Raw genomic sequence first — 12,837 nt, 5'->3', positions numbered from 1 at the left:
GCAATTGGATTCTAGGGGGGGCTCCGGTCGCGGTGGCCAGCGGTCGGCGGCATCTTTCCGTAACGGGTGCACCACCCGTTCCAGGCCGTTTCCCGCACTCCCCCTGAAATGCCGAACCTCGCTGCCAACCACCCGCAGGTCGTCCACTTCGCCATCGCCCTGCTGTTGATGGGCGTCGCCTTCCGCCTGGTCTCGCTCACCGGCCGCCTGACGTTCACCAAGCACGCGGCGGCGGTCCTCCTGCTCCTGGGCACGATCTCGGCGGCGGTCTCGGTGAAGTCGGGGATCGACGCACATGGCCCCGTGGAACGCATCCCCGGCGCGCGCTCGGCGGTGCAGGAGCATGAGGAGTACGGCATCGACGCGCGGAACGTGTTCTTCGTGGTCGCCGCGGCGGAGCTGCTCGCCCTCGGCCTCGCGGCAGGCGCGAAGACCGGCGGCTACGCCAAGTTCGCCTACATCGCCTCGGCGGTCGTTGGCGTCTACGGCACATCCGTCCTCTACGAGGCGGCCGAGCACGGCGGCGAACTGGTCTATGAGTACGCCGGCGGTCCCGGCCTCCGGACCGGCGACCCCGCCGATGTGGAGCGTCTGCTGCTCGCGGGGCTCTACAACCAGTCCGTGAACGACCGCAAGGCCGGCAACCCGGCCGGGGCGGCGCGACTCGTAAGCGAGATGGCGACGCGCTTCCCGAACGACACGACGATCAAGTTCCTGCAGGTCGAGTCGCTGCTCAACGACGTGAAGGACCCCGCCGCGGCCCTCGCGACGGCGCGCGGGATCGGCGTCGACGAGAAGAGCATCCGCTTCGTGACGCGCAAGGCGACGCTCGTCGCCGACGCGTTCATCGCACTGGGCCAGAAGGACAGTGCGCGTGTCGTGCTCGAGCCGGTGGTGGCAGCCTTCCCGCAGAACACGCGGCTCAAGGCAAAGCTCGACTCGCTCCGCTGAGTCGCGGCGCTCCCGGATGCTGAAGAGCCAGTCGCTGCAGGTCCTGCTGGCACTCGCGACGGGGCTCACGCTCGGGATGGGGCTGGCGGATCCAGCGGCGGGCAGCCTCGCGGCGATGGCCGCGCAGGCCCTGCCCGCCGCCGACGTGGTGGGCACGCTCTGGACGAATGCCATCCGGATGACGGTCCTCCCGCTCGTCGCGGCGCTGACGATCGCGTCGGTGGCGGGGACCGGCGGAAGCGCCGAGCTGCGGCGCGCCGGCGGGCGGGCGCTCGTCGTGTTCGTCGTGCTGCTCGTGGCCGGCGGCGCGCTCGCGCTCGTGACGTCGCAGTTCGCCTTCGCGAGCTTCACCATGCCGGCCGAGGTGGCGGAACGCGTGCGGGGCTCGGTGGCGGCGGTGCCGGCCGCCCCCGCGATGCCCTCGCTCGCCCAGCGGCTCATCGACATGGTGCCTGCCAATCCGGTGAAGTCCGCGGTGGACGGCGCGCTCCTCCCATTGGTGGTGTTCTCGCTGGCGCTGGGCTTCGCGCTCAAGCAGGTGACGCCGGAACGACGCGCCCCGGTGGTGGAGGCCTGTCGCGGCATCGCCGACGCGTTGCTCGTGGTGGTGGGCTGGGTGGTGCTCGTGGCCCCCATCGGCGTCTTCGCCCTGACCCTCGCGCTGGGCGCGCGGTTGGGCAGCAGTTCGATCGGCGCGCTCGCGCGCTACATCGTCACGCTCTCGGGCACGCTCCTCCTGTTCACGGTGCTGCTGTATCCGGTGGTGGTGCTCGCGGGGCGCATGTCCTTGCGGCGGTTCATCGCGGCCGCGGCGCCGGCGCAGGCGCTGGCCGCCGGTTCGCGCTCGTCGCTCGCAGCCTTGCCGCTCATGATCTCGGCGGCGCGCGAGAAGCTCGGCCTGGGCGAGGCGGCGAGCGGGTTCGTGCTCCCGCTCGCGGTCTCGGTGTTCCGCGTCAACGTGCCCATGGCGTGGGTGGTGGGCGTGGTCTTTCTGGGGAAGCTCTACGGGATCCCGGTGAGTGAAGGGGCCCTGCTGGGGCTGGTGGTGACCTCGACGCTGCTGAGCTTCAGCGTGCCGGGGATCCCGTCGGCGAGTCTGTTCCTGCTCTCGCCGGTACTGGTGGACCTGGGGCTTCCCGCGGCGGGCGTGGGGATCCTCATCGCAGTGGATGTGCTGCCCGATATGTTCAAGACGCTGGCGAACGTCACGTCACAGCTGACCGCGGCCGTCCTGGCCGGTGGTCGCGCGAATCCTCCGACCGGAGTGTAGATGAAGTCCAGTTCGCTCCTTCTCGCCACGTTGGCCGCGCTCGCGGCCTGCACGCCGCCGGCGACGCCGGCCGCCGGCGCTCCCGCGCCGCGCCCAGGCGCCGCGCCCGCCCCCACCACGCCGGGCACGCCACCCGGCCCGCCGACCGGCGGTCAGCCGGGTGGTCAGGGTGGTGGCCCCGGCGGCGCCGGTGGGCCTGGCGGTGCGGCGGGCCAGCCCCCCGCCCCGCGTCCCTACGCCACGGTGATCACCCCGCGCGCGGTGACGCAGAACGGCCTGCTCAAGGTCCATCGCGTGGGCGAGCAGCTCTTCTTCGAGATCCCCGCGAGCGCGCTCAACAAGGAGATGCTGCTCATCTCGCGCAACGTCGAGAGCACGCTCCAGAGCCCGGCCGGCTTCTTCGGCGGCGGTTCGCGCAACATCGTGCAGTGGGAGCGCGCCGGGAACCGCGTGGTGCTCCGCGCCAAGGACTTCGACCTCCAGGCCGACACCACCTCGGCGATCTGGAACGTGGTGAAGGGCTTCCGGAAGGGCGCGGTGCTCGCGTCGTACAACGTCGCCGCGTACGGGCCGGACAGCGCGGCCGTCGTCGACGTGAGCGACCTGTTCCTCAGCAACATCCCCGAGCTCGGACCCATCGCCGGCATCCAGCGCAACAAGAGCTGGGTGGAGCAGACGTGGGCGTTCCCCGAGAACATCGACGTCGAGGTGACGCAGAGCGGCGCCGCGCCGCCGGCAGGCGCGGGCGGTTTCCCCGGCGCGCCGGGTGGCGGCGGGACCGCGCGCTCGCAGACGGTCCGCGTGCACTACTCGATGCTCAAGCTCCCCGACCAGCCGATGATGCCGCGCTGGGAGGACGAGCGCGTGGGCTACATCTCGAGCTCGTTCTACGACATGTCGAGCCGCGAGCATGAGGCGCGCTCGCGCAGCTTCATCCATCGCTTCAAGCTCGTGAAGAAGGACCCGGCCGCGGCCGTCTCCGACCCGGTCGAGCCCATCATCTACTGGATCGACCCGGCGACGCCGGATTGGCTCAAGCCGTGGATCGTGAGCGGCGTGAACAAGTGGCAGGACGCCTTCCGGAAGGCGGGCTTCTCCAACGCCATCTTCGGCCGCGTGGCGCCCACCCCGCAGCAGGACCCGAACTTCTCCATGTACGACGCCCGCAACTCGGCGATCTACTGGAACCCGAGCACCGTCGCCAATGCGACCGGTGGCCAGGTCGTCGACCCGCGTTCAGGACAGATCCTGAAGGGCGAGGTCAACATGTACCACAACATCATGCAGTTGCAGAAGGAGTGGTACTTCATCCAGGTCTCGCCACTGGATGCGCGCGCCCGCACGCTGCCGCTCCCCGACTCGCTCATGGGGCGCCTCGTCGAGTACGTCGTCACGCACGAGATCGGCCACTCGATCGGCTTCCCGCACAACATGAAGTCGTCGGCGCAGTACCCGGTCGACTCCATCCGCAGCCGCAGCTTCCTCGAGCGGATGAACGGCCACGTGGCGACGCTCATGGACTACTCGCGCTTCAACTACGTCGCGCAGCCCGAGGACAGCATCCCGCCGCACCTGCTCATCCCGCAGGTCGGACCGTACGACGACTTCGCCGTCCGCTGGGGCTACGCGCCCATCCCGGGCGCGCGCACGGCGGACGACGAGAAGGCGACGCTCGACCAGTGGGCCCGCGAGCAGGATCGCTTCCCGTGGCTGCGCTTCACCACGCCCGACGCTGAGGCCGACCCGGAGAACCTGACCGAAGCGGTCGGTGACGCCGATGCGGTGAAGGCGACGACGCTCGGCATGCGCAACCTCACCCGCGTCGTGAGCTCCCTCATCCCCGTCGCCGAGAAGCCGGGCGAGAACTACGACGAGCTCGAGGAGCTGTACATCGCGGCCGTCGACCAATGGGGGCGCTACATGAGCCACGTCGGCGCGATTGTCGGCGGTGCCTACACGCAGGAGCGCTACGGCACGGGCGCGCGCTTCCGCCCGCTCGAGCGCGCGCGCCAGCAGGAAGCGGTCCGCTACCTCAATGCGACGGCCTTCCAGGTCCCGCCCATGTTCCTCGACACGGCGATCCTCCGCCGCATCGAGAACGCTGGCGTCGTCGAGCGGTTCCGCACGCGGCAGGCCGGCGTGGTGAACTCGCTCCTCGGCATGGCGCGGCTCAACCGCCTCATCGAGTTCGAGGCGCTCGCCGGCAACCCGCGTGAGGCCTACACCGTCGCCGACCTCATGGGCGACATGCGCGCCGGCATCTTCGGCGAGCTGTCACAGGGGTCGGTGCGGGTGAACGTCTTCCGCCGCAACCTGCAGCGGTCGTTCCTCGCGACGGCCGATGCGCGGCTCAACCCGCCGGCCCCGGCAGCGGCCGCGGCGGCGGCCTTCGGTGGCCCGGCCCCGCTCGCGGCCAACAGCGACGTGCGCGCGGCCCTGCGCGCGGCGCTGCAGGACATCGATGCCCTCGCGGCGCAGGCGCTCCCCAAGGCCGCCGACGGCATGACCCGGATCCACCTGCGCGACCTGCGCACGGAGATCAAGCGGATCCTCGACCTCGAGGAGTAGTCTCCGCCGCCTGACCGCGCCCTGACCGTCCCTGACGTTCAGGGCGCGCGCTTCGACCCCGGTACGGCGATGCCCGTGCCGGGGTCGAACGTTCCCCCGTCGGTGAGGACGTGCGTCCGAACGTCACTCGCCTGCAACTGCACGGCGTCGCCCACGCGCGTCGCGCGCCGGGCGTCGAAGATGACCACGGCGCTCGCACCGCGCACGCGCCACCTCCCGTCCGGCCCCACCACCAGCGCCGTCGATTCGTCGATCCCCGCACCGAGGTGCGGTGCCCGCTCGATCACGAGCGAGAGCAGCCGGCCGTAGCGCTTGCGGCGAAGGAAGTGCTGGTCGACGATCGCGGTGGTGAGGAGCGCGAAGCCCTCGGCGGTGATGACGTTGTCGCCCTCCAGCGTGCCCCACGCGAGCGTCGAGTCGGCGCGCGCGCCGCCGGGACGCCGCTCGTCGCCGGTGAGCATCACGCGCGACATCACCGCCGCGCCCGCCGACGTCCCGCCGATCACCGCCCCCGCCGCGTAGCGTGCGTGGATCGCGCGCTCCGTGGGCGTGCCACGCAGGATGTCGGCGAGCCGCACCTGGTCGCCGCCGCCGAACCAGATGCCGGTCGCGCCGTCGAGGAGCCGCGCCACCGAATCGGTCATCGCCTGCGCGCGATCCACCCACACATTCCGCGCGACGGCGCCGAGCGCGCGGAGGTCCTGCGCCTTCTCCTCCCCGCCGGTGAGGCCCTCCTCGCTCGCCATCGCGAAGACGATGATCCGCGCCTTGCCGCGCCCGCCGGCCAGGTCCACGAACTCCTGCACGAGGGCGTCGGGCTGCGGGCCGCCCCCGACGATGTACAATGTGCCCTGCGATGCTGCCGCCTGCGCGCCGAGCGACGCGAGTGGCGCGACCAGCACCGCCGCGAGCGCGACGACGAAGCACAGGACCTTCGAACGGTTGGTCATTCCGGAACGGGCTCCTCGGCCGGCTTGGCACGATAGAGGAAGGCGACGCCAAGGAAGAAGGCGCCGACGAGCAGGTAGCTGCCAATGCGCAACCCGACGCTGTCGAGATCGCTCGCGCTGATGAACCCCTTCCCGGCCGCGACGAGCGAGAGCGCGAGCCCCGTCTGCCGGAGTCCGTCGACCTCGCGCTGGCGCCCGAAGAGGATCAGCCCCACTCCGACGATGGCGTAGTAGGCGATGAGCAGGAAGGTGGCGATGTCGTACGACCAGGCGTCGGCGAGTTCGGCGCGCCCCCAGAAGAACAGCGCGACCGGCCCGGCGGCCTTGATCGCCACCATGGGCGCACGCGCCTGCCAGGGCGTCTTCCCCTCGTCCAGCACCGCGAAGGCGCGCGGCGCGGCGACCGAGAAGTAGAGCCAGGCCGCGACGACGGTGAGGCCGAGCAGCGCCGGCTCGTTCACGAACGGGGGGAGCTGGTAGCCGCGCCGCACATCGATCAGCACGTAGCCGACGACGGATGCCGCGCCCAATGCGAGCGTGAGCGGCAACTGGAGCGCGCGCCCCGGCACGCGGACGAAGGCGAGAATGCTCATCGACGCGACGAGTGCGAAGGCCGGCACTCGTCCGTCGCGGTCGTCCTGGTACAGGTTCGCCGTGGCGAGGAATGCCGTCGTGAGCATCACCGCGAGGTGGCGCGCGCGTTGCGCCGCCGGATCGAGCAAGAGGAACACCGTGGTGACGGCGATCCACCCCCCGGCGATGGGGATACCGACGGGCTCATGCCACGCCTCGTTCCCGTACAGCGCGGCGAGGAGGAAGAGCAGCGGCAGCCCGACCACCTCGTAGGCGTTGTCCGCGCCGTCGTCCACCGCCGCGCTGCGGCGGCGGAGGGCGTGCAGCACCAGAGTGCCCATCATCGCGTACGCAACGCCGGTGAGCGGCATCGCCGGGGCGGCTCCTTCAGCGAACAGGATGCCGACGAGCACCAGGAACAGGAGCGCACGCACGACCACGCGGCGCACGCCGCGCGCGGCGACCACGAGTCCGACGATCGCGAGGACGAGCGCGAAGAGCGCCGGCCAGAAGCGGGCCCCGTCCCCGTCCGCGGCGCGGTGCCCCGCGAGCGCGGCGCTCATGTACGCGAGCCCGGAGGGCGAGAGGAGCCGGGGCGCGATGCCCCAGGCGGGATCCCGCAGCGCGAGGAGGGCGGCCGAGATCACGACGCCACCGAAGAGCAGCAGCTCGCCCGGATGCCCGCTCCCTTCCGACGTGACGAACGGCGCGAGCAGCGCGCCGCCGAGCCCGAGGAGGAAGAGGAACTCCTCCCCTTCACGGAGCGCGAGCGCCGCGAGCGCGGCGCTGGCGATGGCGGCGACCGCGAGAGCGGCGCGCGCCGGCACGAGCCCGAGCACCGGCCCCGCTCCCCACGCGACGAGATGCACCACCGCGAGGGCGATCGCGAGGAGCGCGTTGCCGAAGGTGCGACTCCCGCGGGTGCGTAGCCGCAGGCCGAGCACGGCGAGCACGATGGCGGCGACGGCGCCGAGGGCCACGCGCATCTCGGGGCCGAGGAGGCCACGCGCCACCGCCCACTGGATGAACGCGCCGAGCCCAAGGAGGATCGCGACCGTGGCCACGAGGAGCGTCCCGTAGCGGCCGACCGCCTGCTCGAGGCCGCCGCTGACCACGCCATCGACGACGCCGCGCGAGGTCGGACGACGGGGCGGCGGGGTGGGCGCGGACGGTTGAGCCGGCGCAGCCTCCGACATCGGCATGGGAGCGGGCGCCGGCGTCGCGATCGGCTCCGAAGGGAGCGGGGCCGGCGCCTCCACGCCGCGCAGTCCAGCGACGTCGGCGCGCAGGCGCTGCACCTCGGTCACCAGCGTGCGTACCACCTGCTCCAGCGCCTCGATCCGGCGCCGGTCCGATCCGGGCTGTTCGTCGTGCATCGCGACTGGGTGGGGGGGACCGTGCTCGCTCGCGCGCTGAAGATGCCCCGTCGGGCCCGCGCCGCGCCAGTTCCGGTGCGCAGGGGTCAAGGCGCGCCCGTCGGCGGCCGATACTCCACACATCGGGACCTTCGTTGCGCGCCCTCTGGCGCGCAGCGCGGGGTCCTCCGTCCGCGGAGCGTCGGTGGCGACCTGCCCGTACACCTGGGTCCGCAGCGCCCTCGGCTTCGGCGACCGGCCGACCCAAGCCGGCGAGCCGGCGCAACACCTCGTCGTGCGCGTCGTCCGCGATGGCGACGAGCGGATGCGGGTCGCCCTCCCCGCCCGCGGCGCGCGGCGCCTGCTGGACCTCATCCCCGAGGAGGTCCTCGCCCGTATCCGCGACGAGGAGATCCCCATCGACGCGATGGTCGAGGAGCTGCGCACCGAGGCGACGCTCATGCCGCGGCGGATCTTCGACCTTCGGGACGATCACCGGGAGGTCGCGGTGTGGCTGGAGTGACCACCGACGTGCATGGCGCGCCGAAGCGGCGCGCGCGACAGCAGGCGTTCCTGACCGGCGGCGCGATGCTGCTCGTCCTCGCCGTCTCGATGCTCACCGGCTGGCTGTCGGCGCGGAAGAACGCCGCGAACCAGATGCAGGTGGAGCTGGCACGGCTCGCGAGCACGCTCACGCCGCTCATCGACCCGGCCCTGCACGCGCAGCTCCGCGACTCGGCACAGACGAACTCGCCCGCCTACCGGCGCGCGGTCGCGGGGCTGCGCGCCGCGCGGCACGCGACGACCGACGTCGCCTTCATCTACACGGTGGTCCGCGACGGCGACGCGATCCGCTTCGTCCTCGACGCCGCCGACACCGGCGACGCGGACGGCGACGGGGTCGCCGACCAGTCCTACGTGGGTCAAGCCTATGAGGACGCCGACCCCGCCATGCTCGCCGCACTCGAGAGCGGGCCGCACGGCACACCGGCCGCCGCGACGGCGAGCGCCGAGCCGCACGCGGACGACTGGGGCAGCTTTGTGAGCGGGTATGCGCCGCTCGTCGACTCCGCGGGGCGGCAGTACGGCATCGTCGGCGTGGACCTCACCGCCCAGCGCTACATCGACGACCAGGCCAAGCACACGCGCGCGGCGCTGCTCGGGCTCATCCCGTCCCTGCTGCTGGTGATGGGCGCCGCTTGGCTCGTCTACGTCTTCCGGCTCAAGCAGTTGCAGTCCAACGCCGCGATCCGGGATGCGCAGACGGCGAGTCTCCGCGATGCGCAGACCCTCGCGGCGAGCGAGCGCCGCACGCGCACGATCATCGAGAGCACCGACGTCATCGTCTGGGAGGCCGCCCCGCACTCGTGGGCGCTCACCTACCTCTCCGCGCGGGCTGACCGTCTCGGGCACGCGCGCGCGGCGTGGGAGGAGTCGGGCTTCTGGCGGAGCCTGATCCACGACGACGACCGGGACGCCGCGGTCGAGCGGATCGAACTCGCTCGCCGCACCGGGTCACCGCTCCGGCACCAATATCGTCTCCGCCGCGCCGATGGGACCTACTGCTGGGTCGAGGAGGTCTCGGCACCCTATCGCCGCGAGGACGGGTCGAACGCGCGCGCCGGTGTGTTCCTCGACATCACCGAGGCGCGCCGTCTTCGCGACGCGGCTGACGTCGCCAACCGGGCCAAGAGCGAGTTCCTCGCGAACATGAGTCACGAGATCCGCACGCCGCTCACCGCGATCATCGGCTATGCGGACCTCCTGCGAGATGCCATGAAGAGCGTCTCGCGCCCGGAACGCGAGCGCACCGGCATCGAGACCATCCACGTGGCGGGGCATCATCTCCTCGCGCTGATCAACGACATCCTCGACCTTTCGCGCGTCGAGTCCGGCCGGCTCGAGGTCGAATCGATCGAGACCGACCTGCCCGGCCTGCTCCGCGACTGCGAACGGCTGCTCCGGCCGCGCGCCGAGGCGGCAGGCATCGGCTTCTCGATCATGTGGCGGACGCAGCTCCCGGGGCGCCTGCGCACGGACGCCACGCGCCTGCGGCAGATCCTGCTCAACATCGCGGGCAACGCCATCAAGTTCACGCGGAGCGGCGGCGTGTCCGTGAGCGTGGCGATGGAGTCGGCGGCCTCGCCCGCCGACGGGGCGCACGGCCTGGTGATCAATGTGACCGACAGCGGTCCCGGGATGACCGCCGCGCAAGCGGAGAAGGTGTTCGAACCGTTCGTACAGGCGGACTCGAGCGTCACGCGACTCCACGGCGGGACCGGGCTCGGACTCGCCATCTCGCGTCGCCTCGCGCGGCTCATGGGCGGCGACGTGACGATCCTGCGCACGGTCGAGGGGGCGGGTTCGACCTTCCGCATCCGGGTGGTCGTCGACGTCACGGGAGGGCAGGCGTGGTTCGACGCGACCGACACGCGCCCGACGGTCGGCACGCCGGCGGCGACCGCCGCGGTCCACGCGCCGCCGGGGACGCCAGCGCCGCTCGCCGCACGGGTGCTCGTGGCCGAGGACAACGCGGTCAACCGCACGCTCCTCCTGCACTACCTGCAGGGCACCGGCCTTGAGGTCGCGACCGCCGGTGACGGACAGGAGGCGCTCGACGCCCTCACCGCCGCCGCCGCGACGGGCGCCCCTTTCGCGCTGCTGATCACCGACATGCAAATGCCGCGCATGGACGGCTACACCCTCGCCCGCACGCTGCGCGCGCGCGGCGAGACGATGCCCATCGTCGCCCTCACCGCGCACGCGATGGCCGAGGACCGCGCGCTCTGCCTGGCCGCCGGATGCGACGAGTACGCCACCAAGCCGCTCGACCTGCTGGCGTTGCGGGCGACGCTGGCCCGCCTCCTCGAGACCGCCAAGACGCGCGCCACCGCCGTCTCCGCATAGGGAACGACGCGGGGCCTGCTGTCATCACAGCAGGCCCCGCACCTTCCGCTCCGCTCCCGCTCCCCGACCGGGCCTTCAGCCCTCGGCGGACTGCACCACCGCCGAGAGTTCCGACGCGAGCCGCGCGAGCTCCTGCGAGGCCATCAGCGTCCCCGACGCACCCTCCGCCGTGTCCGACGCGGCCGTCGAGACGCTCGTGATGTTGCGCGAGATCTCCTCGCTGCCCCGCGCCGCCTCGGCCGCGTTGCGCGCGATCTCGCTCGTCGTGGCCGCCTGCTCCTCCACCGCGCTCGCGATCGTGTTCTGGATGTCGCTGATCTCGCCGATGATCCGGCCGATCTCCTCGATCGCCGCGATCGACCCCCGCGTGTCGGACTGGATGGCCTCGATCTTGTGGCTGATGTCCTCCGTCGCGGCAGCGGTCTGCTTGGCCAGTTCCTTCACCTCGTTGGCGACCACGGCGAACCCGCGGCCGGCCTCGCCGGCACGTGCCGCCTCGATCGTCGCGTTCAGCGCGAGCAGGTTGGTCTGCTGCGCGATGCTCGTGATGACCTTGATCACCTTGCCGATCTCGTGCGAGCTCGCGCCGAGCTTGCCCATCCGCTCGTTCGTCTCGCCGGCGACGCGCACCGCCGTCGCCGCGACGCGCGCGGCATCGGTGGCCGAGCGCGCGACCTCGCGTACCGTCGCACTCATCTCCTCGGCGCTCGTGGCGACGGTCGCGACGTTCATCGTGACCTCCTCGGCCGCCGCCGCGACGACGCCCGCCTGCGAGCTCGTCTCGTCCGAGCTGGTGCTCATCTGCTGAGAGGTCGCCGAGAGCTCCTCCGAGGCGGCGGCCAGCGCCTGCGCGTTGCCGGAGACCGCGGCCATGGTGCGGCGGAGGCTCTCCGCCAGCTCCTTCTCCCGCGCCTCGATGCGCAGTCGCTCGGTGATGAGGTCCCAGGTCACCATCACGCCGACCATCGTGCCGTCCGGACCGTTGATCGCGGTGGCGAGCAGGTCGAGCTTGTCGTCCCCGACGGTGATCACGGCGCGGCGCGGCATCAGCGACGGATCGCTCAGCAGGCGCCGCTGGTGGCCCGGGTTCTTGTGGAAGATGTCGACCGACTGTCCGACGATGCGATCGACCTTCACCGGAAGGCTGTGCTCGATCCTCCGCAACGTGCGGCGCGAGGCCTCGTTCATGTAGGTGATGGTGTGCGAGAGGTCCGAGAACATGACATTGATCGGCGCCTGTTCCAGCATCTGCCGCATCTGCTCGCCGTGCGCCGCGGCCTGGCGTCGGGCCGTCACGTCCGCCGCGACCTCGATGACCGCGGAGACAACGCCGTGCGCGTCACGGATGGGCGTGTAGGTGGACTGGAGCCAGAGCGTGCGGCCGTCCTCTGCGACGCGCGGATACTCGCCCGACTGCGGCTCGCCCGCGCGGAGCGCCGACCAGAGCGCGGCGTACGCGGCGGATGCCGCGTGCTCGACCGACACGAACAGCCGGTGCTGCTGGCCGATCACGGCCTCCTCGCGATGCGCGACGAGGCGAAGGTACGGCTCGCTCACCGCGGTGACGCGCCCATCGGCGTCGTAAGAGATCACCGCCTGCGCGCGCTGGAGCGCCTCGAGGTACCCCGAGGCGACGTGCGCCTCGCGCGCGGCCGCCGCCGGACGGGCGGCGCGTGGCGCGCGGCGCGAGGGATAGCTACCGACGGTGGGAGGCATGCTCAGGCGGTCCTTGGCGGTGGTGGGACGATCGGTGGGTCGGCGACGACGGGTGGACGGGTCCGAGGGACCCTTGGCGGAATCGGACATGGTCCCTCCTCAGGTGGGCACCGCGGAGAGGTCCGCGGCGGCTTCAGGGTCGAGCACGAGCAGCAACGAGTGGGCGGTGCGCTGTACGCCGGAGATGAGCGCACGCAATGCGGGCGCAACGGTCGCCGGGACCGGTTCCGTCGCCTCGGGATCGGCCTCGATCACGTCCCCGATGTCGTCCACGAGCAGGCTCACGGCGCCATCGTCGGTGCGGACGATGACGTTCATCGCCGCCTCGGCCGGATCACGGTCGGCGAGCCCGAGGCGGCGGCGCATGTCGATCGCGGTCACGATCTGCCCGCGGAGGTTCACGAGACCGGAGATCGCATCGGGCGCCAACGGCACGACGGTCATCGACTGGGCGCGCAGGACCTCCTGGACCTTCATGACCTCCACGCCGAACTCGAGCGTCGCGACGCGGAAGGTGCAGAGCAGCATGGTGTCATGCATGGCAGGG

General features: G+C 71.9%; 9 protein-coding genes. 5 read left to right on the top strand and 4 right to left on the bottom strand.

What is annotated here, in order from left to right; all coding sequences use genetic code 11:
• The first annotated feature begins 108 nt into the window (after positions 1-108).
• From IPJ78_15565 to IPJ78_15555, 3 genes are read left to right on the top strand one after another with little or no spacing between them, the layout of a single operon-like run.
• Positions 109-951 (top strand): hypothetical protein, encoded by an 843-nt coding sequence (locus IPJ78_15565; GenBank protein MBK7907961.1) that lies wholly within the window; start codon positions 109-111, stop codon positions 949-951.
• Between the two features lie 16 nt (positions 952-967).
• A complete protein-coding gene (locus IPJ78_15560) occupies positions 968-2,221 on the top strand; it encodes a cation:dicarboxylase symporter family transporter (protein ID MBK7907960.1) in 1,254 nt (417 codons plus the stop codon).
• Positions 2,222-4,789, top strand: a complete 2,568-nt coding sequence (locus tag IPJ78_15555) for a zinc-dependent metalloprotease (protein MBK7907959.1) — start codon at positions 2,222-2,224, stop codon at positions 4,787-4,789.
• A gap of 38 nt (positions 4,790-4,827) precedes the next feature.
• On the opposite strand, the gene IPJ78_15550 is transcribed toward IPJ78_15555, so the two are convergent.
• Positions 4,828-5,739, bottom strand: coding sequence for a cyanophycinase (locus tag IPJ78_15550; protein ID MBK7907958.1), 912 nt, complete (start codon positions 5,737-5,739; stop codon positions 4,828-4,830).
• Positions 5,736-7,688, bottom strand: a complete 1,953-nt coding sequence (locus IPJ78_15545; GenBank protein MBK7907957.1) for a DUF2339 domain-containing protein — start codon at positions 7,686-7,688, stop codon at positions 5,736-5,738. The genes IPJ78_15550 and IPJ78_15545 overlap by 4 nt, the downstream gene beginning before the upstream one ends.
• Positions 7,689-7,872: 184 nt before the next feature.
• Between IPJ78_15545 and IPJ78_15540 the strand changes: the two genes are divergently transcribed.
• The gene (locus tag IPJ78_15540) at positions 7,873-8,190 is read left to right on the top strand and encodes a hypothetical protein (GenBank protein MBK7907956.1); all 318 of its coding nucleotides are present in this window, start codon (positions 7,873-7,875) and stop codon (positions 8,188-8,190) included.
• Entirely contained in the window at positions 8,178-10,574 is a 2,397-nt protein-coding gene (locus IPJ78_15535; GenBank protein ID MBK7907955.1) for a response regulator, read from the top strand. Before IPJ78_15540 ends, IPJ78_15535 begins: the two co-directional genes overlap by 13 nt.
• A 75-nt stretch (positions 10,575-10,649) precedes the next feature.
• Here the strand turns inward: IPJ78_15535 and IPJ78_15530 are convergent, their stop codons facing one another.
• On the bottom strand, positions 10,650-12,380 hold the full coding sequence (locus tag IPJ78_15530) for a PAS domain-containing methyl-accepting chemotaxis protein (protein MBK7907954.1): 1,731 nt from the start codon (positions 12,378-12,380) through the stop codon (positions 10,650-10,652).
• 9 nt (positions 12,381-12,389) lie between these two features.
• Positions 12,390-12,830: a chemotaxis protein CheW gene (locus IPJ78_15525; protein MBK7907953.1), complete on the bottom strand. Its 441-nt coding sequence runs from the start codon at positions 12,828-12,830 to the stop codon at positions 12,390-12,392.
• Positions 12,831-12,837 lie beyond the last annotated feature (7 nt).

The sequence above is a fragment of the Gemmatimonadota bacterium genome, assembly GCA_016714015.1.
In the GTDB taxonomy this organism is placed as follows: domain Bacteria; phylum Gemmatimonadota; class Gemmatimonadetes; order Gemmatimonadales; family Gemmatimonadaceae; genus Pseudogemmatithrix.
This window is presented reverse-complemented; position numbering and strand designations above follow the sequence as displayed.

What these genes read in the sequence shown, in the direction of transcription:
- IPJ78_15565 (MBK7907961.1), top strand. Translation starts at nt 109, where the DNA reads ATGCCGAACCTCGCTGCCAACCACCCGCAGGTCGTCCACTTCGCCATC.
- IPJ78_15560 (MBK7907960.1), top strand. Translation starts at nt 968, where the DNA reads ATGCTGAAGAGCCAGTCGCTGCAGGTCCTGCTGGCACTCGCGACGGGG.
- IPJ78_15555 (MBK7907959.1), top strand. Translation starts at nt 2,222, where the DNA reads ATGAAGTCCAGTTCGCTCCTTCTCGCCACGTTGGCCGCGCTCGCGGCC.
- IPJ78_15550 (MBK7907958.1), bottom strand. Translation starts at nt 5,739, where the DNA reads ATGACCAACCGTTCGAAGGTCCTGTGCTTCGTCGTCGCGCTCGCGGCG.
- IPJ78_15545 (MBK7907957.1), bottom strand. Translation starts at nt 7,688, where the DNA reads ATGCACGACGAACAGCCCGGATCGGACCGGCGCCGGATCGAGGCGCTG.
- IPJ78_15530 (MBK7907954.1), bottom strand. Translation starts at nt 12,380, where the DNA reads ATGTCCGATTCCGCCAAGGGTCCCTCGGACCCGTCCACCCGTCGTCGC.
- IPJ78_15525 (MBK7907953.1), bottom strand. Translation starts at nt 12,830, where the DNA reads ATGCATGACACCATGCTGCTCTGCACCTTCCGCGTCGCGACGCTCGAG.